General features: G+C 63.8%; 17 protein-coding genes. 12 read left to right on the top strand and 5 right to left on the bottom strand.

Annotation, left to right across the window (positions count from 1 at the left end; translation table 11 throughout):
• Nucleotides 1-15 precede the first annotated feature (15 nt).
• Both choW and choV read left to right on the top strand, forming a co-directional pair.
• The gene (gene choW / locus KCG88_RS19240) at nt 16-861 is read left to right on the top strand and encodes a choline ABC transporter permease subunit (protein ID WP_019095263.1); all 846 of its coding nucleotides are present in this window, start codon (nt 16-18) and stop codon (nt 859-861) included.
• Entirely contained in the window at nt 858-2,036 is a 1,179-nt protein-coding gene (choV, locus tag KCG88_RS19235) for a choline ABC transporter ATP-binding protein (protein ID WP_047289658.1), read from the top strand. The genes choW and choV overlap by 4 nt, the downstream gene beginning before the upstream one ends.
• A 165-nt stretch (nt 2,037-2,201) precedes the next feature.
• On the opposite strand, the gene KCG88_RS19230 is transcribed toward choV, so the two are convergent.
• Nucleotides 2,202-4,154 (bottom strand): BCCT family transporter, encoded by a 1,953-nt coding sequence (locus tag KCG88_RS19230; RefSeq protein WP_241774778.1) that lies wholly within the window; start codon nt 4,152-4,154, stop codon nt 2,202-2,204.
• A 486-nt stretch (nt 4,155-4,640) separates the two neighbouring features.
• Here KCG88_RS19230 and betI point away from each other — a divergent pair, with 486 nt between their 5' ends.
• From betI to yccS, 9 genes are all read left to right on the top strand, one after another.
• Nucleotides 4,641-5,234: a transcriptional regulator BetI gene (gene betI / locus KCG88_RS19225; protein ID WP_025131144.1), complete on the top strand. Its 594-nt coding sequence runs from the start codon at nt 4,641-4,643 to the stop codon at nt 5,232-5,234.
• Between the two features lie 108 nt (nt 5,235-5,342).
• On the top strand, nt 5,343-6,815 hold the full coding sequence (betB, locus tag KCG88_RS19220; protein WP_047289660.1) for a betaine-aldehyde dehydrogenase: 1,473 nt from the start codon (nt 5,343-5,345) through the stop codon (nt 6,813-6,815).
• Between the two features lie 135 nt (nt 6,816-6,950).
• The gene (betA, locus tag KCG88_RS19215) at nt 6,951-8,654 is read left to right on the top strand and encodes a choline dehydrogenase (RefSeq protein ID WP_047289661.1); all 1,704 of its coding nucleotides are present in this window, start codon (nt 6,951-6,953) and stop codon (nt 8,652-8,654) included.
• Nucleotides 8,655-8,883: 229 nt separating this feature from the next.
• On the top strand, nt 8,884-10,326 hold the full coding sequence (locus KCG88_RS19210; protein ID WP_210712892.1) for a TldD/PmbA family protein: 1,443 nt from the start codon (nt 8,884-8,886) through the stop codon (nt 10,324-10,326).
• Nucleotides 10,326-11,663 carry a TldD/PmbA family protein gene (locus KCG88_RS19205; RefSeq protein WP_047289663.1) on the top strand — a complete coding sequence of 446 codons (1,338 nt, stop codon included), beginning with the start codon at nt 10,326-10,328 and terminating at the stop codon, nt 11,661-11,663. The genes KCG88_RS19210 and KCG88_RS19205 overlap by 1 nt, the downstream gene beginning before the upstream one ends.
• A gap of 36 nt (nt 11,664-11,699) precedes the next feature.
• The gene (mdtD, locus tag KCG88_RS19200) at nt 11,700-13,130 is read left to right on the top strand and encodes a multidrug transporter subunit MdtD (RefSeq protein ID WP_047289664.1); all 1,431 of its coding nucleotides are present in this window, start codon (nt 11,700-11,702) and stop codon (nt 13,128-13,130) included.
• A 243-nt stretch (nt 13,131-13,373) separates the two neighbouring features.
• Nucleotides 13,374-14,711: an ATP-dependent RNA helicase DbpA gene (gene dbpA, locus KCG88_RS19195; RefSeq protein ID WP_241774776.1), complete on the top strand. Its 1,338-nt coding sequence runs from the start codon at nt 13,374-13,376 to the stop codon at nt 14,709-14,711.
• A gap of 39 nt (nt 14,712-14,750) precedes the next feature.
• Nucleotides 14,751-15,929 (top strand): NAD(P)/FAD-dependent oxidoreductase, encoded by a 1,179-nt coding sequence (locus KCG88_RS19190; RefSeq protein WP_047289665.1) that lies wholly within the window; start codon nt 14,751-14,753, stop codon nt 15,927-15,929.
• A 124-nt stretch (nt 15,930-16,053) separates the two neighbouring features.
• Nucleotides 16,054-18,246: a YccS family putative transporter gene (yccS, locus tag KCG88_RS19185; RefSeq protein WP_047289666.1), complete on the top strand. Its 2,193-nt coding sequence runs from the start codon at nt 16,054-16,056 to the stop codon at nt 18,244-18,246.
• An 86-nt stretch (nt 18,247-18,332) separates the two neighbouring features.
• Here the strand turns inward: yccS and KCG88_RS19180 are convergent, their stop codons facing one another.
• A complete protein-coding gene (locus tag KCG88_RS19180; RefSeq protein ID WP_047289667.1) occupies nt 18,333-19,070 on the bottom strand; it encodes a transporter substrate-binding domain-containing protein in 738 nt (245 codons plus the stop codon).
• Nucleotides 19,071-19,347: 277 nt separating this feature from the next.
• Here KCG88_RS19180 and KCG88_RS19175 point away from each other — a divergent pair, with 277 nt between their 5' ends.
• Nucleotides 19,348-19,800, top strand: a complete 453-nt coding sequence (locus KCG88_RS19175; RefSeq protein ID WP_210712891.1) for a GNAT family N-acetyltransferase — start codon at nt 19,348-19,350, stop codon at nt 19,798-19,800.
• A 3-nt stretch (nt 19,801-19,803) separates the two neighbouring features.
• Here the strand turns inward: KCG88_RS19175 and KCG88_RS19170 are convergent, their stop codons facing one another.
• From KCG88_RS19170 to KCG88_RS19160, 3 genes are read right to left on the bottom strand one after another with little or no spacing between them, the layout of a single operon-like run.
• A complete protein-coding gene (locus KCG88_RS19170; RefSeq protein ID WP_011063952.1) occupies nt 19,804-20,100 on the bottom strand; it encodes a winged helix-turn-helix domain-containing protein in 297 nt (98 codons plus the stop codon).
• Nucleotides 20,101-20,123: 23 nt separating this feature from the next.
• Entirely contained in the window at nt 20,124-20,636 is a 513-nt protein-coding gene (locus KCG88_RS19165) for a M48 family metallopeptidase (protein WP_047289669.1), read from the bottom strand.
• A gap of 42 nt (nt 20,637-20,678) precedes the next feature.
• Nucleotides 20,679-22,802, bottom strand: a complete 2,124-nt coding sequence (locus tag KCG88_RS19160; RefSeq protein WP_047289670.1) for an EAL domain-containing protein — start codon at nt 22,800-22,802, stop codon at nt 20,679-20,681.
• Nucleotides 22,803-22,902 lie beyond the last annotated feature (100 nt).

The raw sequence follows: 22,902 nt of genomic DNA, 5'->3' as shown, positions 1-22,902 counted from the left end.
CGGACGTTCAATACCATGCTCACTGATCAGAAAATCCCCCTGGGCCAGTACATCGCGGCTTTCGTCGAATGGTTGACGAAGCACGGCGCCAGCACCTTCGACGCGATCGCTACCACCCTGGAAACCATGATCCACGGCGTGACGTTCGCGCTGACCTGGTTCAACCCCCTGGCCCTGATCGGCCTGATTGCCCTGCTGGCGCACCTGATCCAGCGCAAATGGGGCCTGACCGCCTTTGTCGTGCTGTCCTTCCTGCTGATCCTCAACCTGGGGTACTGGCAGGAAACCATGGAAACCCTGGCCCAGGTGCTGTTCGCCACCCTGGTCTGCGTGCTCATCGGCGTACCGCTGGGTATCGTCGCGGCGCACAAGCCGCTGTTCTACACCATGATGCGCCCGGTGCTGGACCTGATGCAGACCGTGCCCACCTTCGTCTACCTGATCCCGACCCTGACCCTGTTCGGCCTGGGGGTGGTGCCCGGGTTGATTTCCACGGTGGTGTTCGCCATCGCCGCGCCGATCCGCCTGACCTACCTGGGCATTCGCGATGTTCCACAAGAGTTGATGGACGCCGGCAAGGCCTTTGGCTGCTCGCGCCGTCAGTTGTTGTCGCGCATTGAACTGCCCCACGCCATGCCGAGCATCGCCGCCGGCATTACCCAATGCATCATGCTGTCGCTGTCGATGGTGGTGATCGCCGCCCTGGTGGGCGCCGATGGCCTGGGCAAGCCGGTGGTCAACGCCCTCAACACCGCAGACATCGCCCTGGGCTTCGAAGCCGGCCTGGCCATCGTGCTGCTGGCGATCATGCTCGACCGTATCTGCAAACAACCTGAAGCCAAAGTAGGGGGTGACGCATGAGCATAATCCGCTTCGACAACGTAGACGTTATCTTCTCCAAGGACCCGCGCGAGGCGCTCAAGCTGCTGGACCAGGGCATGACCCGCAACGAGATCCTGAAAAAGACCGGGCAGATCGTCGGCGTGGAAAAAGCCAGCCTGGACATCGAGAAAGGCGAGATCTGCGTGCTGATGGGCCTCTCCGGTTCCGGCAAGTCGAGCCTGCTGCGCTGCATCAACGGCCTGAACACCGTGAGCCGCGGCAAGCTGTTCGTCGAGCATGAAGGCAAGCAGATCGACATCGCTTCCTGCAGCCCCGCCGAACTGAAGATGATGCGCACCAAGCGCATCGCCATGGTGTTCCAGAAGTTCGCCCTGATGCCCTGGCTGACCGTGCGCGAAAACATCAGCTTCGGCCTGGAGATGCAAGGCCGCCCGGAAAAGGAACGGCGCAAGCTGGTGGACGATAAGCTTGAGCTGGTGGGGCTGACCCAATGGCGCAACAAGAAGCCCGACGAACTCTCCGGCGGCATGCAACAGCGCGTGGGCCTGGCCCGTGCCCTGGCCATGGACGCCGATATCCTGCTGATGGACGAACCCTTCTCGGCCCTCGACCCGCTGATCCGCCAGGGCCTGCAGGACGAGTTGCTGGAGCTGCAACGCAAGCTGAGCAAGACCATCGTCTTCGTCAGCCACGACCTGGATGAGGCCCTGAAGCTGGGCAGCCGCATCGCCATCATGAAAGACGGACGGATCATCCAGTACAGCAACCCGGAAGAGATCGTGCTCAACCCGGCGGACGACTATGTACGGACTTTCGTTGCCCACACCAACCCGCTTAACGTGCTGTGCGGGCGCAGCCTGATGCGCAGCCTGGACAACTGCAAGCGGGTCAACGGCTCGGTATGCCTGGACCCGGGCGGCGACTCCTGGCTCGACCTGGCCGAAGGCAACACCATCAAGGGCGCACGCCGCAACGGCTCGCAGTTGGACCTGCAGAACTGGGTTCCGGGGCAAGCCGTGGAAGAACTGGGCCGGCGTCCGACCCTGGTGGACTCCAACATCGGCATGCGCGATGCCCTGCAGATCCGCTACCAGACCGGCAACAAACTGGTGCTCCACGACAACCAGAAAGTGGTGGGCATCCTTGGCGACAGCGAGCTCTACCACGCGCTGCTCGGCAAGAACCTGGGTTAAGCAGCAGACACAAAAACGCCGCGAGCAATCGCGGCGTTTTGCTTTAACCACCCACCCCCTTCTGTAGGAGCCGGCTTGCCAGCGAACAGGCCCTGAAGCCTTGCAGCGCCCTTGAGGACGCCTTCGCCGGCAAGCCGGCTCCTACAAGGATGGGGCCGTTTTCACTCAGCTATAGACACGGCCAAGGAGCTGCCGATGGCTTTCGAACTGATCGAGCACATCCCGGGTGATCTGCTCCTGGGTGAAGCCCATCAAGTCATATTCCTGGCTGCCGTTGTGCAGATACACCTCGGCGCGATAGAAACGGCTGCGCACTTCGCTGTCGGCCCCTTCCGGCTGGGTCGATTCGCTCGGCGTCGCCAGGTAGCCGTCCAGGCTCACTTCATAGACGAAGGGATTGCCTTCATCCATTTCCACGCGCAGGCCCAGCAGGCTCTTGGACTTGCCCAGGTTGGTCTGCACTTCCAGGCTCAGGTTGCGCAACTGCGCCGCCGCTTCCTGCAAGGCCGGGCTGACGTGCTTGTCCATGTAGCGCTGGACCACCGACTGGGTCGGCTGCAGGTCCAGCTGGGTCAGGCGCTCGCTGAAACCGCGGCGGCCACGCTCGGCCAGCTGCGCCTGTTCCTGCTCGATCTGCACGTCCTGGCGCATGGCCTTGTGCAAGCCGAACATGAAGCAGATCAGTACCACCGAGAACGGCAGGCCGGCCAGCACCACCATGGTCTGCATGGCTTCGAAGTTGCCGGCGAACAACAGGCCGATGGTCACCAGGGTGATCACCACCGACCAGAAGATCCGCAGCCAGTGCGGGGCGTCTTCATCGACGTTGCCGCCCTTGCACGAAAGGTTGGCCATCATCACCGCCCCGGAGTCGGCGGGGGTCAGGAACAGCACGAAGCCAACGAAGATCGACACGCCGATGACAATCTTCGAGGCCGGGTAGTGTTCAAGCAGTTGGTAGATCGCCATGGACGGCTGTTCCAACGCCGTCTTGCCCAGCTCCACGGCTCCCTGGTTGACCACCAGGTCCAGGGCCGAGTTACCGAAGATCGACAGCCAGGCCAGGGTGAAGCCCAGGGGAATCAGCAGCACGCCGGCCACCAGTTCACGCACGGTGCGACCACGGGAAATACGCGCGATGAACATGCCTACAAATGGCGCCCAGGAAATCCACCAGGCCCAGTAGAACAGGGTCCACAGGCCCAGCCAGCGATCGGACTTGGCGCTATCGCCCTCATACACATAGAGGTCGAAGGTCTTGAGCACCACGCCGTTCAGGTAGTCGCCGATGTTCTGCACGAAGCCATTGAGCAGGTGCAGAGTCGGGCCGAACAGCAGGACGAAGATCAGCAGGCCGCTGAACAGCATGATGTTCAGGTTGGACAGGCGGCGGATGCCGTTTTCCACACCGGACACCGCGGCGATGGTGGCCACCGTGCTCATGACGATGATCACGATCAGCAGGTTGGTGTTGCTGTGCTCCATGCCGAACAGGTTTTCCAGGCCGGAAGACACCTGCATCGAGCCGATGCCCAGGTTGGTCACCAGGCCCAGCAGGGTCACGAACATGCCGAAACCGTCCACCGCATGGCCGGCCGCGCCCTTGACCCAACGCTCGCCCACCAGGGGGTACAGCGCCGAGCGCAACGCCAGCGGCTGGTTATGCCGATAGGCGAAGTACGCCACCGCCAGGCCCACCAGGGCATAGATGGCCCAGCCGTGCAGACCCCAGTGCAGGAAGGTCAGTTGCAATGCCTGGCGCGCGGCCAGGTTGCTGCCGGGGACGCCTTCGGGCGGGTTGAAGTAGTGGTCCAGGGGCTCGGAAGCACCGAAGTACAACAGCGAGATGCCGATGCCGGAGGAGAACAGCATCCCCGCCCAGGCGCCGTAGCTGAAGTCCGGGGTGTCCTGCTTGGTCCCCAGCTTGAGCTTGCCGTAGGAGGAGAACGCCAGGCCCACCACGAACACCAGGTAAGCGGCGATCACCACCATGTAGTACCAGCCGAAGCTGCGGGACAACCAGGCCTGGGCAATGCCCAGCAATCTGCCGGCCTCTTGCGGGGCGATGATCAGAATGGCGGTCAACAACAGGATCAGCGCGGTGGAGGTGTAGAACACCCAACCGTTGACCCGCACCTTCTCCGGTGGGGTCTTTATAAGAGAGGCAGAACTCATTGCGCAGATGCTCCGGGCAGTGCGAGAGAAGGACACAAGGCAACACGGCACCCGACCAATCGGTTAGTTGGCAGCCGATCGTCGGGTGTTATAAAGACACCCCGAAAACACCCGAAACCGCAAAAGCCGCGTTGCGCAACCGCATCCGGGGCCGGTGACGAACCTGCAGTTCGTCGCCTGGAACCCGGAGCGTCCTGCCCCTTCAACACGTGTGTTCTCTTACCGGTCCACGCTATGCCGCGTGTAAGTTTCGGGCATTTTCGGAGGTCGTTTTTCCGCCATCTGCGAGCAGGAGAAACTCCTCAGGCAGCGACGATTTGTCGCAGATCTTATTCTTTGTTGATTGAACGTTCAATCAAAACAAAATAGACTGGCCCACAAGTCGACGGGCGTCATACGCCAATCGACAGGCCTAAGGAGAGGTATCAGATGCCCAAGGTCGGTATGCAACCCATACGCCGCCAGCAATTGATCGAAGCCACGCTGCAAGCGGTCGATCAGGTCGGAATGGGGGACGCCAGCATTGCGCTGATCGCCCGTTTGGCCGGTGTCTCGAACGGCATCATCAGTCACTACTTTCAGGACAAGAATGGCCTGATCGCCGCCACCATGCGGTACCTGATGAATGCCCTGATAGAGAACGTCACCGAGCGCCGCCAGGCGCTGACAGATGACAGCCCGCGGGCCCATCTGCAGGTGATCATCGAAGGCAACTTCGACGCCAGCCAGGTCAATGGCCCGGCAATGAAAACCTGGCTGGCCTTCTGGGCCACCAGCATGCACCACCCGTCATTGCACAGGTTGCAGCGGATCAACGATCACCGCCTCTACTCCAACCTGTGCTGCCAGTTCCGCCGCGTCCTGCCGCTGGATGAAGCACGCAGCGCCGCCCGTGGCCTGGCAGCCCTGATCGACGGTTTGTGGTTGCGCGGAGCGCTGTCGGGAGACGCTTTCGACACCGAGCAGGCGCAACAGATCGCTTACGAATACATGGATTTCCAACTGGCTAAGCAGGAGCGCTAGAGCACAACCAAGACGCTCGGCCCCTGAACCGCCACTGATCAGCGTGCCCCGAACTTAGGGGCATGCCCGGTGGTCAAGCCAACTACTTAATGCACTTGCGAGGACACTATGGCCCGTTTCGAACTGCAAAAACTCTACATCGATGGCGGCTACACCGACGCCGGCAGCGACGCCACTTTCGATGCCATCAACCCGGCCAACGGTGAAGTTCTCGCACAAGTGCAACGTGCGACCAAGGAAGACGTGGAACGCGCCGTGGTCAGCGCCGAGAAAGGCCAGAAGATCTGGGCCGCCATGACCGCCATGGAGCGTTCGCGCATCCTGCGTCGCGCCGTGGAAATCCTCCGCGAGCGCAACGACGAACTGGCCGCCCTGGAAACCCTGGACACCGGCAAGGCCTTCTCCGAAACCAAGTACGTGGACATCGTCACCGGCGCCGACGTGCTGGAATACTACGCAGGCCTGGTGCCAGCCATCGAAGGCGAGCAGATCCCGCTGCGCACCACCTCCTTCGTCTACACCCGTCGCGAGCCCCTGGGCGTCGTGGCCGGTATCGGCGCGTGGAACTACCCGATCCAGATCGCCCTGTGGAAATCCGCACCGGCCCTGGCGGCCGGTAACGCGATGATCTTCAAGCCGAGCGAAGTGACCTCGCTGACCACCCTGAAACTGGCCGAGATCTACACCGAAGCCGGCCTGCCGGATGGCGTGTTCAACGTCCTGACCGGCAGCGGCCGCGAAGTCGGCACCTGGCTGACCGAGCACCCGCGCATCGAGAAGGTCTCCTTCACCGGCGGCACCGACACTGGCAAGAAGGTCATGGCCAGCGCTTCCAGCTCCTCGCTCAAAGACGTGACCATGGAACTGGGCGGCAAGTCGCCACTGATCATCTTCGACGACGCCGACCTGGATCGCGCCGCCGACACCGCCATGATGGCCAACTTCTACAGCTCCGGTCAGGTCTGCACCAACGGTACTCGCGTATTCGTGCCAAGCCACCTGAAAGCCGCTTTCGAAGCCAAGATCGCCGAGCGCGTTGCACGCATCCGCATCGGCAACCCGGAAGACGAAAACACCAACTTCGGCCCGCTGGTCAGCTTCCCGCACATGGAAAGCGTGCTGGGCTACATCGCCAAGGGTAAAGAGGAAGGTGCCCGCGTACTGTGCGGCGGCGAGCGCCTGACCGATGGCGAATTCGCCAAGGGCGCCTTCGTTGCACCGACCGTGTTCACCGACTGCACCGACGACATGACCATCGTCCGTGAAGAAATCTTCGGCCCGGTCATGGCGATCCTGACCTACGAAACCGAAGAAGAAGTGATCCGCCGCGCCAACGACACCGACTTCGGCCTGGCCGCCGGTATCGTGACCAAGGACCTGAACCGCGCCCACCGCGTGATCCATCAGCTCGAAGCCGGTATCTGCTGGATCAACGCCTGGGGCGAGTCCGACGCCAAGATGCCGGTCGGCGGCTACAAGCAGTCGGGCGTGGGCCGTGAGAACGGCATCAGCTCGCTGAACAACTTCACCCGCATCAAGTCGGTGCAGGTCGAGCTGGGCGACTACGCCTCGGTGTTCTAAGCAGCTGTCAGCTACAAGCGGCAGGCCCAGGCAACAGCCTGGCTTGCCGCCTGCTCCCCATTCAATGCCAAGCCCGCTTCGCTGCCTTCCCTGCAGCTTGAAGCTTGAGGCTTGCAGCTCTCCACGGAGGCTCCAATGGCCCAAGAATACGATTACATCATTGTGGGTGCCGGCTCGGCCGGTAACACCCTGGCGACCCGTCTGACCGAAGACGAAGGCGTCACCGTCCTGCTGCTGGAAGCCGGCGGCCCGGACTACCGTTTCGACTTCCGCACCCAGATGCCGGCGGCACTGGCGTTCCCCCTGCAAGGCCGGCGCTACAACTGGGCCTACGAGACCGATCCTGAGCCTCACATGAACGGTCGTCGCATGGAGTGCGGTCGCGGCAAGGGCCTGGGCGGCTCTTCGCTGATCAACGGCATGTGCTACATCCGCGGCAACGCCATGGACTACGATGGCTGGGCCAAGCTGCCAGGCCTGGAAGACTGGACCTACCTGGATTGCCTGCCGTATTTCCGCAAGGCGGAAACCCGTGACATCGGCCCCAACGACTACCACGGCGGCGAAGGCCCGGTCAGCGTGACCACGCCCAAGGCTGGCAACAACCCGTTGTTCCACGCCATGGTCGAAGCCGGTGTACAAGCCGGATACCCGCGCACCGAAGACCTGAACGGCTACCAGCAGGAAGGCTTCGGCCCGATGGACCGTACCGTGACCCCCAAAGGTCGTCGCGCCAGTACCGCCCGCGGTTACCTGGACACCGCGAAAAAGCGTTCGACCCTGACCATCGTCACCCACGCCCTGACCGACAAGATCCTCTTCGAAGGCAAGCGCGCCGTGGGCGTGAGCTACCTGCAAGGCAGCACTGAAGAGCGCGTGGAAGCCCGGGCGCGCAAGGAAGTCATCGTCAGCTCCGGCGCCATCGCGTCGCCGCAATTGCTGCAACGCTCCGGCGTAGGCCCCCGCGCCCTCCTGGAAAGCCTGGACATCCCGGTGGTTCACGACCTGCCGGGCGTGGGCGAGAACCTTCAGGACCACCTGGAACTGTACCTGCAGTACGCCTGCACCCAACCGGTATCGCTGTATCCATCGCTGCTGTGGTGGAACCAGCCGGCGATCGGTGCCGAGTGGCTGTTCAACGGCACCGGCATCGGCGCCAGCAACCAGTTCGAAGCCGGCGGTTTCATCCGGACCCGCGAAGAGTTCGAATGGCCGAACATCCAGTACCACTTCCTGCCGGTGGCGATTAACTACAACGGCAGCAATGGCGTGAAAGAGCACGGCTTCCAGGCGCACATGGGCTCCATGCGCTCGCCGAGCCGTGGCCGCGTGCAGCTCAAGTCCAAGGACCCGCGCCAGCACCCGAGCATCCTCTTCAACTACATGGCCACCGAGCAGGACTGGCAGGAATTCCGCGACGGCATCCGCCTGACCCGTGAAATCATGCAACAGCCGGCCCTGGACCCTTTCCGCGGCCGCGAGATCAGCCCCGGCATCGAGGTGCAGACCGACGAGCAACTGGACAAGTTCATCCGCGAGCACGCCGAGACTGCGTTCCACCCATCCTGCTCGTGCAAGATGGGCACCGACGACATGGCTGTAGTGGATGGCCAGGGTCGCGTGCATGGCATGCAAGGCCTGCGCGTGGTGGATGCCTCGATCATGCCGATCATCACCACCGGCAACCTCAACGCGCCGACGATCATGATGGCCGAGAAAATCGCCGACAAGATCCGTGGCCGCCAGCCACTGCCACGCAGCACCGCGGCCTACTACGTCGCCGGCGACGCCCCGGTACGCGGCAAGCCGATGCGCGATGTGACTCCCGCCGCGCAGTAAGCCTGATGGGTGCCGACCGCAAGGGTCGGCGCCCTTTCTCTCTGCCCTTCATTCCCTCAGAACTACTGCCTTGATCGCAGCCTTGGGCAGCGGCTACAGTTCTGCAACTTGCACATCCCCTTTCGCCCCCGCGCCCATCAGCACCTATACCTGTAGGAACCGCCGGGCGGTGTTCCGTTTGCTGGCGAAACGTGTCGACCCGCTATCGCGCCTCACAAGGAGGTCCTCCATGTTCGACTTTCACCCCCAGCTCAAGCAGCGCTTCGCTGCCTTGCGCACGGGCGCCGAATTCTTTTCCCTGCGTTATGTCCGCGAGTCGGACCAGTACCTGTCGGTGCGCAAGAATGTCGCCGAGCCGCCGAGCCTGGGCCGAGACGAAGGGGCGATGCTGACCGTGCGGGTGCGCGGCGTGGAAGCCTACGCCGCCACCAACGACCTGTCGCAAAGCGGCCTGCAGGCCGCCCTGGACCGCGCCGAGCAGCAGGCCCGGGTCATCGCCGCCCATGCCCTGCTGGACCTGCGTGAGCAACCGGTCTCCAGCCACCGCGCGGACTATTTCTCGCCCAACCTGGAGCAGCCCTTCCCCTCCCTCAGCGACTGCTATCAGCTGCTGGGCGATGAGTCGGCCTCGGTACCCAAGGATGAACGCCTGGTGAACTGGCAGGTGGGCATCGGCGTGACCCAGGTCGAACAGATCTACCTCAACAGCGCCGGCGCCGAGCTGCGCCAGGCCCAGCGTTTCGTCTACCCGGGCCTGGACGTGACCGCCTACGACGGCAGCGACAGCCAGACCCGCAGCCTCGGCCGGGAGAACTTCGGCCAGCAGGGCGCTGGCGATGTGATCAGCCGCTGCGGCCTGTTGGGTGCTGCGCCACGGGTCGCCGACCAGGCCCTGCAACTGCTGCTGGCGCCCAATACCCCCCAGGGCCCGCGGGACCTGCTGCTGATGCCGGACCAGATGATGCTGCAGATCCACGAATCCATCGGCCATCCCCTGGAGCTGGACCGCATTCTCGGCGACGAGCGCAATTACGCCGGCACCAGCTTCGTCAAACAGCAGGACTTCGGCCGCCTGCAATACGGCTCTTCGCTGCTCAACGTGACTTTCGACCCGCTGATCCCCGAGGAACTGGCCAGCTACAGTCATGACGACGACGGCACCGCGGCCAGCAAGCAGTTCCTGATTCGCGAGGGCCTGCTGGTACGCCCCCTGGGCAGCGCCCTGTCGCAATACCGCAGCGGCCTCGACGGCGTCGCCAACAGCCGCGCCAGCAGTTGGAACCGTGCACCGATCGACCGCATGGCCAACCTCAACATCGAGCCCGGCGACCAGCCCCTGGAGCAACTGATCGGGCACATCGAGCACGGCATCCTGATGTCCACCAACCGCTCCTGGTCCATCGACGATGCGCGCAACAAGTTCCAGTTCGGCTGCGAATGGGGCCAACTGATCGAGAACGGCGAACTCCGCGGCGTGGTCAAGAACCCCAACTACCGGGGGATTTCCGCGCAGTTCTGGCGCAACCTCAGCGCGGTGGGCGATCGCAGCACCTTCCAGGTGCTGGGCACGCCCAACTGCGGCAAGGGCGAGCCCAACCAGGTGATTCGCGTCGGCCATGCGTCGCCGGCCTGCGTGTTCAGCAAGATTGATGTATTTGGAGGAGACGCCTGATGACCAGGACAGCCGATCAGGCCCAGCCATTCAAGGCCTTGGTGCAGTGGCTCAAAGACGCGCTGCGCGAGACCGAGCAGTTCACCCTGAGCTACGCCGCCGAAGCCTCGGAGTTCATTCGCTTCAACCACGCCAAGGTGCGCCAGGCCGGGCAGGTGCAACAGGCCAGCGTGCACTTCAAGCTGATCGACAATGGCCGCCACGCCGACCTCAGCATCACCCTGAGCAATGACCCCGAGGTGGATCGCCAGCGCCTGGCCGATGGCCTGCAACAACTGCGCGAGACCCTGCCGCTGCTGCCGGCCGACCCGTACCTGATGCTCAACCACACCCATTGGCAAAGCCATCACGTGCAGGACCAACCGCTGCCCGGCAGTGAGCAGGTGGTGGAAGAAATCGCTCGCGCCGGCGCCGGCCTGGACCTGGTGGGTATCTACGCTGCCGGTCCCATCAGCCGTGGCTTCGCCAGTTCCGGCGGGGCCTTCGGCTGGCACCAGGCCAACAGCTTCAACTTCGATTTCAGCCTGTTCCACGAAAACGGCGAGGCGGTGAAGGCCAGCTACGCCGGGCACGCCTGGGACAGCCAGGCCTTCGCCCTGCGCTTCCAGCAGGCCCGGGAACAACTGGAATTCCTTGGACGGCCACTGCGCACCCTGGCGCCCGGACAGTACCGGGCCTACCTGGCGCCGGCGGCCCTGGAGGAAATCATGGGCATGCTGGCCTGGGGCGGCTTCTCGGCCCAGTCGATCGCCAGCAAGCACAGCCCGCTGCAGAAGCTCTATGCCGGTGATGCCGCGCTGAACCCGCTGGTGTCGCTCGACGAACAGGTCAGCGGTTCCCTGAGCCCGGCGTTTTCCGACGAAGGCTACCCGCGCAGCGACCTGTCACTGATCGCTGCGGGCAGCGCCAATGCCCAACTGATCAACTCCCGCAGCGCCGCCGAATATGGCCTGACCACCAATGGTGCCGGCAGCGGCGAGTACCCCAGCGCGCTGAACATGGCCGCGGGGCAGTTGTCCCAGCAGGAGATCCTCAAGCAACTGGGCACCGGGCTGTACATCAGCAACCTGTGGTACCTGAACTACTCGGACCTGCCGGCGGCACGCCTGACCGGCATGACCCGCTTCGCCACCTTCTGGGTGGAAAACGGCGAGATCCAGGCGCCGGTGAGCACCATGCGCTTCGATGACAGCGTCTACAGCCTGCTGGGCTCGCAGCTGGAAGCCCTGACCGAGCAACGCGAGCTGCTGCTGTCGGCCAGTACCTACGGCCAGCGCCAGACCGCTTCGATGCACTTGCCCGGAGCGCTGGTCAGCCGCCTGACCCTGACCCTGTAGAAACCGCCCTCAAACCTGAACTCACCCAGAGGTCCCATGCCCGAACGCGCGCCACTCGATGCCACCACCGCCCGCTGGCTGCCCTGGGTGGTGGCCATCGCCTTCTTCATGCAGTCCCTGGACGGCACCATCCTCAATACCGCCTTGCCGGCCATGGCCCAGGACCTGGCGGAAAACCCGCTGCGCATGCAGGGGGTGATCATCGCCTACATGCTCACGGTGGCCCTCTTGATCCCGGCCTCGGGCTGGATCGCCGACCGTTTCGGCACCAAGCGGATCTTCTTCGGCGCCATCTTGCTGTTCAGCATCGGCTCCCTGCTCTGCGCCCTGTCCAACACCCTGACCCAGCTGATTGGCGCCCGGGTGATCCAGGGCCTGGGCGGTGCGCTGATGCTGCCGGTGGGACGGCTGGTGGTGCTGCGTGCCTACCCGCGTTCGGAACTGGTGCGGATCATGGGCTTCATCACCATTCCCGGGCTTCTGGGGCCGCTGATCGGCCCGACCATGGGCGGCTGGATGGTGCAGTACCTGACCTGGCACTGGATCTTCCTGATCAACCTGCCGGTAGGCGCCGTTGGCTGCTACGCGGTGTGGCGCTTCATTCCCGACCTGCGCGGCAGCGAGCGCACACGCTTCGACAGCCTGGGCTTTGTGCTGTTCGGCGCGGCGATGGTGCTGATCACCATCGCCATGGAAGGCCTGGGGGAACTGCACCTGCCGCACTTGCGGGTGATGTTGCTGCTGTTCGGCGGGCTGGCCTGCCTGGCGGCCTACTGGCTGCGGGCCGTGCACACCGACAACCCACTGTTCGCCCCGTCACTGTTCAAGGTGCGGACCTTTGCCGTGGGCATTCTGGGCAACCTGTTCGCCCGCCTGGGCAGCGGCGCCCTGCCGTTCCTGGTGCCCCTGCTGCTGCAAGTGGCCCTGGGCTACTCACCGTCCCAGGCGGGGATGAGCATGCTGCCCCTGGCGGCCGCGGCAATGCTGGCCAAGTCCATCGCCCGGCCACTGATCGAGCGCCTGGGCTACCGCATCGTGCTCACCGGCAACACCCTGGCCCTGGGCATCATGCTGGCCAGCATGGGGCTGGTCAGCGAACAGACGCCCTACCCACTGCTGCTGGGCATGCTGGCGGTGCTGGGGGCGATCAACTCGCTGCAGTTCACGGCGATGAACACCGTGACCCTGATCGACCTCGACGATGCCGCCGCCAGCAGCGGCAACAGCCTGCTGTCGGTGGTGGCGCAACTGTCCCTGAGCCTTGGGGTGGCCTGTGCCGGCGCGCTGCTGGGCGGCTTTACCGCTGAGTTGGGCAACGATGGCGTGGACACCGTGCTCGGCGCCTTCCAACTGACCTTCCTCACGGTGGGCATCATGGCGATGCTGGCGGCGGCGATCTTCCTCCAGCTGTCGCCTACCGATGGCCGGCGCGCGCGCAAGCTCCAGGAGCAGCACATCGAACACTGACCCCACACACCTCCCCCGTAGGAGCCGGCTTGCCGGCGAAGGCCCTCCCGAGCCCTGCGCCCACCTCGCGGCCGCTTTCGCCGGCAAGCCAGCGCCTACACAAAACCGCCCCTGCGCGGCTGCTCGTCCAGAATTTGCAGGTTGTGGGAGCGGGACTGATACACTGCGCGACATTTTGTTTTGCAGGCCAGTCCCGTGACCACCATTGCCACCGCTTTTAATACTTTGCCCCTGTCTCCCGCCATGCTGGCTAACCTCGACTCCCTCGGTTATGCCCAGATGACGCCGATCCAGGCGCAGAGCTTGCCGGTGATCCTCAAGGGCATGGACCTGATCGCCCAGGCCAAGACCGGCAGCGGCAAGACCGCGGCCTTCGGCATCGGCCTGCTGAACCCGATCAACCCGCGCTACTTCGGCTGCCAGGCCCTGGTGATCTGCCCGACTCGCGAGCTGGCCGACCAGGTGGCCAAGGAAGTGCGCCGGCTGGCTCGCGCCGAAGACAACATCAAGGTCCTGACCCTGTGCGGCGGCGTGTCCTTCGGGCCACAGATCGCCTCACTGGAGCACGGCGCGCACATCATCGTCGGCACCCCGGGGCGTATCCAGCAGCATCTGCGCAAGGGTTCGCTGGTGCTCGACGGCCTGAACACCCTGGTGCTCGACGAAGCCGACCGCATGCTCGACATGGGCTTCTACGACGCCATCGAAGACATCATCGAAAAGACCCCGTCGCGCCGCCAGACCCTGCTGTTCTCCGCCACGTATCCGGTGGGCATCAAGCAACTGGCGTCGAAATTCATGCGCGATCCGCAAACGGTGAAAGCCGAAGCGTTCCACGACGATACGCAGATCGAGCAGCGCTTCTACGAGATTTCACCGGAAGAGCGCATGAGCGCAGTGACCAAAGTCCTGAACCACTTCCGCCCGGCCTCCTGCGTGGCGTTCTGCTTCACCAAGCAGCAAGTGCAGGAAACCGTCGATCACCTGACCTCCAAAGGCATCTCCGCTGTCGGCCTGCACGGCGACCTGGAGCAGCGTGACCGCGATCAGGTGCTGGCGATGTTCGCCAACCGCAGCACATCGGTACTGGTCGCCACCGACGTCGCCGCCCGTGGTCTGGACATCGATGCGCTGGACATGGTGATCAACGTCGAGCTGGCCCGCGATTCGGAAATCCACATTCACCGCGTTGGCCGTACCGGTCGCGCTGGCGAGAAAGGCATCGCGGTCAGCCTCGTCGCACCGTCCGAAGCCCATCGCGCGCAAGCCATCGAACAACTGCAGAAAGCCCCGTTGAACTGGGATCAGGTCGATAACCTCAAGTCCCAGGGCGGCGCCCCGCTGCAGCCACCGATGAGCACGCTGTGCATCGCCGGCGGGCGCAAGGACAAGGTACGTCCAGGGGATATTCTCGGCGCACTGACCGGCGACGCCGGCATCCCTGGCGCCCAGGTCGGCAAGATCGCGATCTTCGACTTCCAGTCGTATGTGGCGGTTGAACGCACCGTGGTCATGCAGGCGCTGCAGCGTTTGAACAACGGCAAGATCAAGGGCCGTTCGCTGCGCGTGCGCGTCCTCTAACCCCACCGCCCCTACACAAATTTGTGCGAGGACACCGTTTTGCGTTCTACCCAAGTCGTGATCATTGGCGCCGGCGCCGCCGGCCTGATGTGCGCCCTGACCGCGGCCGGCCGGGGCCGCCAGGTATTGCTGCTGGACCACGCCAACAAGGCCGGCAAGAAGATCCTGATGTCCGGCGGCGGCCGCTGCAACTTCACCAATATGTACACCGAGCCGGCCAATTTCCTGTCGCAGAACCCGCATTTCTGCAAATCGGCCCTGGCGCGCTACACCCAGTGGGACTTCATCGGCCTGGTGGCCAAGCACGGCGTGCCCTACCACGAGAAGAAACTCGGCCAGCTGTTCTGCGATAACAAGTCCAGCGACATCCTCGGCATGCTGCTCGACGAGTGCGATCAGGTCGGCGTGGAGCTGCGCCTGGACACCTCGATCCAGACCATCGAAAAGGTCGAAAGCGGCTACCTGCTCGACACCACCCTCGGCCAGGTTCAGTGCCAATCGCTGGTGATCGCCACCGGCGGGCTGTCGATCCCGACACTGGGCGCCACCGGCTTCGGTTATCAGGTGGCCAAACAGTTCGGCCATGAACTGCTGCCGACCCGCGCCGGCCTGGTGCCGTTCACCATCACCGACCAGCTCAAGGAACTGTGCGGCGAGTTGTCGGGCACCTCGGTGGACTGCCTGGTGAGCTGCAACGGGCAGAGTTTTCGCGAGAACATCCTGTTCACCCACCGCGGCCTCAGCGGCCCGGCGATCCTGCAGATTTCCTCCTACTGGCAGCCCGGCGACAGCGTCGAGATCAACCTGCTGCCAGACCACGACGCCCTGGGCTGGCTGCAACAGCAGCAGGGCGAGCGCCCCAACAGCGAGCTCAAGACCCTCTTGGGGGAGATTTTCACCAAGAAGATGGCCGGCCTGCTGGCCGACCACTGGTTCGCTTCCAAGCCGATGAAGCAGTACACCCCGGCGGAGCTGGCGGACGTGGCGCAGAAACTCGGCAGTTGGCAACTGGTGCCGGCGGGCACCGAAGGCTACCGCACCGCCGAAGTGACCCTGGGTGGCGTCGACACCCGGGAAGTCTCGTCCAAGACCATGGAATCGCTGAAGAGCCCGGGGCTGTATTTCATCGGTGAAGTGCTGGACGTCACCGGCCACCTGGGCGGCTTCAACTTCCAGTGGGCCTGGGCCTCGGGCTACGCGGCGGCGCAGTACGTCTGAGCCTGTGGCCAGGGCGCCGTAGGAAAGAGGAACAGATTTTGCTCAAGGATGTGACGACGGCATTGCGCCGTCGTCAATACTGGCTCAATTTAGCTGCATCGCCCCGGAAGGCCTGCCCTACTCCATGTCCTCGACCTCTTTTCGCCAATCCCTGCGCCGTCTCTGGGCGCTGGATAAATTCAGCTACAGCGTGCGGGTATTCATCGCCCTGACCGGCAGCATGGCGCTGTGCTGGTATCAGGATGAAATGGCCCTGCTGATCCCGCTGTTCCTCGGCATCATCGCCAGCGCCCTGGCGGAAACCGACGACAGCTGGCAAGGCCGGCTCAATGCCCTGGCCGTGACCCTGGTGTGCTTCAGCATCGCCGCGCTGTCGGTGGAGCTGCTGTTCCCCTACCCCTGGATCTTCGCCATCGCCCTGGCCCTGGCCAGCTTCGGCCTGACCATGCTGGGGGCGCTGGGCGAACGCTATGGCGCCATCGCCTCGGCGACCCTGATTCTCTCGGTCTACACCATGATCGGCGTCGACCAGCGCGGCGGCGCGGTGATCGATTTCTGGCATGAGCCGGTGCTGCTGGTGGCCGGCGCCGCCTGGTACGGCCTGCTGTCGGTGCTGTGGCAGGCGCTGTTTTCCAACCAGCCGGTGCAGCAGAGCCTGGCCCGGTTGTTTCGCGAGCTGGGTTTCTATCTCAAGCTCAAGTCCTCGCTGTTCGAGCCCATCCGCCAGCTGGATGTGGAGGCCCGGCGCCTGGAGCTGGCCCAGCAGAACGGCAAGGTAGTGGCGGCCCTCAACGCGGCCAAGGAGATCATCCTGCACCGGGTCGGCAATGGCCGGCCGGGGTCGAAGGTCAGCCGCTATTTGAAGCTGTACTTCCTGGCCCAGGACATCCACGAACGCGCCAGCTCTTCCCACTACCCGTACAACGCCCTGACCGAAGCCTTCTTCCACAGCGACGTGCTGTTTCGCTGCCAGCGCCTGCTGCGCCAGCAGGGCAAGGCCTGCCGCGCCCTGGCCGAATCCATCCAGCTGCGCCAGCCCTTCGTCTATGACGCCAGCTTCGCCGAAGCGCTCGGCGACCTGCATGCCTCCCTGGAACACTTGCGCATCCAGAGCAACCCGGCCTGGCGCGGACTGTTGCGTTCGCTGCGGGCCCTGGCGGCCAACCTCGGCACCCTCGACCGCCTGCTCAGCGACGCCAGCAACCCCGATGCCCTGGCCGACGCCACCGACAGCAGCCTGCTGGACCGCTCGCCACGCAACCTCAAGGATGTCTGGACCCGCCTGCGCACCCAGCTGACGCCGACGTCGCTGCTATTTCGCCATGCCCTGCGCCTGCCCCTGGCGCTGAGCATCGGCTACGGCATGGTGCATTTGATCCACCCGTCCCAGGGCTACTGGATCATCCTCACCACCCTGTTCGTCTGCCAGCCCAACTACGGTGCCACCCGGCGCAAGCTGGGGCAGCGGATCGTCGGCACCGCCATTGGCCTGACCATCGCCTGGGCGCTGTTCGACCTGTTCCCCAGCCCCTTGGTGCAATCTTGTTTCGCCATTGCCGCCGGGGTGGTGTTCTTTACCAACCGCACCACCCGCTACACCCTGGCCACGGCCGCCATCACCCTGATGGTGCTGTTCTGCTTCAACCAGGTGGGCGACGGTTACGGGCTGTTCCTGCCGCGGCTGTTCGATACCCTGCTGGGCAGCCTGATCGCCGGCCTGGCGGTGTTCCTGTTCCTGCCGGACTGGCAGGGCCGGCGCCTGAACAAGGTGCTGGCCAATACCCTGACCTGCAACAGCATCTACCTGCGCCAGATCATGCAGCAGTACGCCGCCGGCAAGAGCGACGACCTGGCCTACCGCCTGGCCCGGCGCAACGCCCACAACGCCGACGCCGCGCTGTCCACCACCCTGGCCAACATGCTCATGGAGCCCGGGCATTTCCGTAAGGAGGCCGACGTCGGCTTCCGCTTCCTGGTGCTGTCCCACACCCTGCTCAGCTACCTGTCGGGCTTGGGCGCGCACCGGGAAACCCGGCTGCCGGACGAGGTTCGCGAACAGCTGATCAATGGCGCGGGCGTCAGCCTGGCGACGAGCATCGACGAAATCGCCCAGGGGCTGGCCAACAAGACCCCGATCGCCATCCAGAGCGATGCCGAAGAGGCGCTGGCCAATGAGCTGGAGCAGATGCCCGATGAAATCGACGAAGGCCAGCGCCTGGTGCAGACCCAACTGGCGCTGATCTGCCGCCAGTTGGGCCCGTTGCGGACCCTGGCGGCGCATCTGATCAAGGACACCAGCGACAACGCAAAACCGTAGGAGCCGGCTTGCCGGCGAAAGGGGCCGCAAGACTGATGCAAGGTCCGGGGGCGCTTTCGCTGGCAAGCCAGCGCCTACGTCTTCGGTTACATGCCGTGCTGGCGTAGCAGGCGGTCGTAGCTGCCGTCAGCTTTCATGGCAGCGATTTCCTTGTCGAACCTGGCCACAATCTGCGCATGCTCGGGGTTCTTCAGGCTGACCAGGATATGCAGGCTGTTCTCGCTCAGGGGCTTGGGCAGGAACTCCACCGCATTGCGTACCCGCGGTGACTCCCGGGCCAGGTAGTAGCGGGCCACGTATTCGTCTTCCAGGGTCAGCTTGACCCGATCCGCCGCCAGCATGCGCACCGCCATGGCGAAACTGTGCACCGGCACCTTCTGCATGTCGGGGTCGTTGTCGAATTCGGGGGAATAGGCGTAGCCACGCACCACCGCCACCGGGTACTCATGCAGTTGCTTGAGATTGCTGTATTCCAGGGGCGCATCCTTGCGCTTGATGAAACGCACGCGGTTGACCATGTATTCCGCAGAAAACTGCCCCAACTGGGTGCGCTCTTCGTTGTACCAGGCATTGACCAGCACGTCGTAGCGTCCCTCGCCGATGCCCAACAGGGCCCGGGCCCAGGGTACCTGCTCGAATTCGCTGGAGTAGCCGGCGCGGGACAGGGCGGTGCTGACAATGTCGGTGGCCACGCCGCCATTGACCAGGGTCGCGTCGGTAAAGGGTGGCCAGGCATCGGCGACCAGCCGCAGCCTTTCGGCAAAAGCGCTCTGGCCCAGCAACAGCAATCCGATCAAAGCCAAAGCTCGATGCAGTCGCAGCATGCTAATTGATCCTTAGCGGGCCCTGGGCCCAGCGCGTTCCAGCCCATACTCCAGGGTCGCGGCCTGTGCGGCACAGGTCGGCCCAGCTCCTAACATTAGCTCATCAGAACCCATGCACAGGTCTTGAAAACAGATTACACAAAGAAGACAAATACCAGTGGCCTCAGTAGTGGCATTTTGACCCATCTCACAGAAACAACCTCTGCGTGACAAGCGGCAAGACATCCCGCGGCGATGTGCTTACTATTTCGCGCAGCACTCAATACAGGATATGAAGATGACCATCGAATGGGTCTGCAAACATCACACCGACCTGGGCAAGGAACAGTTGTACGCGATTCTGCAATTGCGTACCGAAGTCTTCGTGGTGGAACAGAAATGCCCCTATCAGGAAGTCGACGGCCGCGACCTTGAAGGCGATACCTGCCACCTGATGGCCTGGGACGGCGACCGGTTGCTGGCCTACCTGCGCCTGCTGGACCCGACTTCCCAGGGCGGCGACGTGGTCATCGGCCGCGTGGTCATCGCTGAACAGGCCCGTGGCCAGGGCCTGGGCCACACCCTGATGGAGCAGGCGCTGAAGCAGGCCGAGCGGCATTGGCCGCAAACGCCGATCTACCTCTCGGCCCAGGCTCATCTGCAGGCCTATTACGGCCGCTACGGTTTCGTGGTGGTGGGCGAAGCATACCTGGAGGACGGTATTCCTCACATCGGCATGCGTCGTTCCTGAGCCTCAGGGATAGCCCAGCACGGCCTTGATCTGCCGCAGGTTGGGCTCGATCCAGCCCTTGTCGATGGCACCCCAGTTGTGGATCCGGTAACGCCCGGCATGGTTGCGCGCGCCGTCCTGCTGCTCGAACTCGCAGAGGATGTCCAAGTCCGCCAGGGCCGCGATGGTGTCCTGGGCAGTGCGCCGCGGCATGCCAGTGACCTCGGTCAGCGCCGGCACGCTGCTGGCCAGGCCGCTGTCGATCAGGTACGCCACATACAGGCGGCGGTAGAAACTGCTCTTGGTCTTGCTCACATCCATCGCCCACTCCTTGCCTTCAGGGGTTAATCCGACGCTCCCGCCTTGCCTTGCAGGTCGCGCCAGGTCAGGTAGACCCGCAGGTCGAACTCCAGTTGGTGATAGCCCGGCAGCATATGCTCGCAGAGCTTGTAGAACGCCTTGTTGTGATCCGACTCCTTGAAGTGGGCCAGTTCGTGCACCACGATCATCCGCAAGAATTCCGGCGCCGCCTCCTTGAACAGCGAAGCGATGCGGATCTCTTTCTTGGCCTTGAGCTTGCCGCCCTGCACCCGGGAGACCGTGGTATGCAGGCCCAGGGCACGGTGGGTCAGGTCCAGACGGTTGTCGAACAGCACCTTGTCGATGGCCGGCGCGTTGCGCAGGTATTCCTGCTTGAGTTCCAGCGCGTAGCTATACAGCGCCTTGTCGCTCTGTATGGCGTGCCGGCCCGGGTAACGCTGGCTCAGGTAGTCGCCCAAGCGCTGCTCATCAATCAACTGGCGCACTTGCTGCTGCAAGGCGATGGGATAGGCTTGGAGGTACTTGAGTGCGGTCATGAAGGGGCAACGCAGGGCATGAAGGGCGCCAGTGTAGCGAATTCAGGCCTGTAGCGCGCTCCAGTCAAAGGGCTGGGCGAACTGGCTGGCGGTACTGGCGGTCAGCGGCCGAGCCACCAGGAAACCTTGCACATACTCGCAGCCATTGGTCTTGAGCCACTCGTATTGCTCAAGGGTTTCCACGCCCTCGGCGATCACCAGCAGGTCGAACTGCTTGCACAGGTCGATCACGCAGCGGGCGATGGCGGCATCCCTTGGCGAGGTCAGCAGGCGGGCGATCAGGTGACGATCGAGCTTGAGGGTGTCCAGTTGCAGGTCACGCAGGTAGGCCAGGCAACAACTGCCCGAACCGAAGTCATCCAGGGCCACCCGCACTCCCAGCTGGCGCAGCAACTGCAACTGTTTGCGGGTGTCATCCAGGTTCTGGGTCAAGGCCGCCTCGGTAACCTCCACCTCCAGTTGGCGCGGTTGCAGGCCGTGGCGCGACAGCACCTGGCGCAGCTCGGCCACCAGGTTGGGCATGCTGAACTGAGTGGCGCTGAGGCTGACGCCCAGCACCAGGTCGGGGCTGAACACCTGCTCCCAATCCTTGCGCTGGGCCGCGCCCTGTTGATAGATCCAACTGCCCAGGCGGCTGATCAGCCGCGCCTCCTCAAGCAGGGGCAAGAACAACCCCGGAGGCACGTCGCCCACGCTCGGATGACGCCAGCGCAGCAAGGCTTCGAAACCGCGCAGGCGCCCGTCGGCAACGGCTACCTGGGGCTGATACACCAGGGTGAATTCCTTGCGCTCCACGGCGCTGCGCACGCTTTCTTCAAGCATCAGCCGCGAACGGGCGCGGCCATTCATCTCGTGATCGTAGTAGCGGTACTGCTGGCGGCCAGCGCGCTTGGCTTCGTACATGGCGATGTCCGCCGCCCGCAACAGGCCGTCCAGGTTGGAGCCGCAGTCGGGGTAGATGGCGATACCGATACTGGCCCCCAGCACCACCTCCAGGCCATCGATCTGCTGATTGATGGACAGGCGCTCGATCAGCTTCTCGGCGATTTTCGCCGCTTGCTCGGGGAAGCTCAGTTCCAGCAGCGCGGTAAATTCATCGCCGCCCATGCGCCCGAGGATGTCGAAGGAGTGCAGGCAGTCCTTCAGTTGTTCGGAAACCCAGCGCAGCACCCGGTCGCCGGCGTCGTGCCCCAGGGAGTCGTTGACCCGCTTGAAGCCGTCGAGGTCCAGGTAGAGCAGGACCAGGGTCTTTCCCGAACGGTCGCTGCGCAGCAGGATGTTTTCCACGGTCTGATAGAAGCCGCGGCGGTTGAGCAGGCCGGTCAGCGGGTCGGTCACGGCCTGGTATTCGAGTTGCTGGTGCAAGTGGCGCACTTCGGACATGTCCAGCAGGGTGACCACCATTGCCTTCTGGTCACTGGGCAAGGGCGCACAGGACAAGGCCACGCTGATCAACTGGCCGGGCACGGTGCGCATCTGGGCGTCGTGCAGGCGGTAGGTTTCGCCCCGGCGATAACAGGCGTAGAGCTCGGAGCCGCCCCAGTCGGGAACGTGGGGCTTTTGCAGGTAGTCGAGAAAGGGCGACCCTACCAGTTCATTGACCTGGGCATTGAGCAGGCGCGAAACCGCCGGATTGGCGAAACGCACGCACCCGCCCTCGTCCACCACCAGAATGCCCTCGGCAGCGTTGTCCAGCACCGAGGCGTTGAAGGCCCGCGCCACTTCCAGGTCGTGGCTGAGATGCTGCAAGGCCCGGCGGTTGCGCTGGTGCTCCAGCAGGGCCTGTACCTTGGGCTTGAGGATCTGGGGGTCGAACGGTTTGAACAGGTAGTCCACGGCGCCGCTGGCATAGCCCTTGATCACGGCATCCTGAGACTGTTCGTTGGCGGTGAGAAAAATGATCGGGGTCAGCCGGGTGCGCTGGCTGCCGCGCATCAGGCGGGCAACTTCGAAGCCGTCCATGCCGGGCATCTGAACATCCAGCAACACCAGGTCCACTTCATGCTCAAGCAACAGGCCCAGGGCCTCGACGCCCGAGGCGGCGGTCATCACCTGCCAGTCCTGGCGCTGCAACAGAGCACGCATGCTGAGGAGATTTTCAGGATAGTCATCGACGATCAGAAGAGTGGAGTGGCCTTCGGCTGGCTCTGGTTGCACGCATTCCATGCTGCTTCTCTTGTCTGTAAAAAGACTGAACGGGTGTAAAAACCCGGTAAAACCTAAGGTTTCACTCTAGACCCGGATCCTCAAAAGCAGAAGCTGCCAA

Source organism: Pseudomonas sp. MWU349 (assembly GCF_017947325.1).
Lineage (GTDB): Bacteria > Pseudomonadota > Gammaproteobacteria > Pseudomonadales > Pseudomonadaceae > Aquipseudomonas > Aquipseudomonas protegens.
Note: the sequence above shows the minus strand (reverse complement) of the source record. Positions and strands in the feature narration are given on the sequence as shown.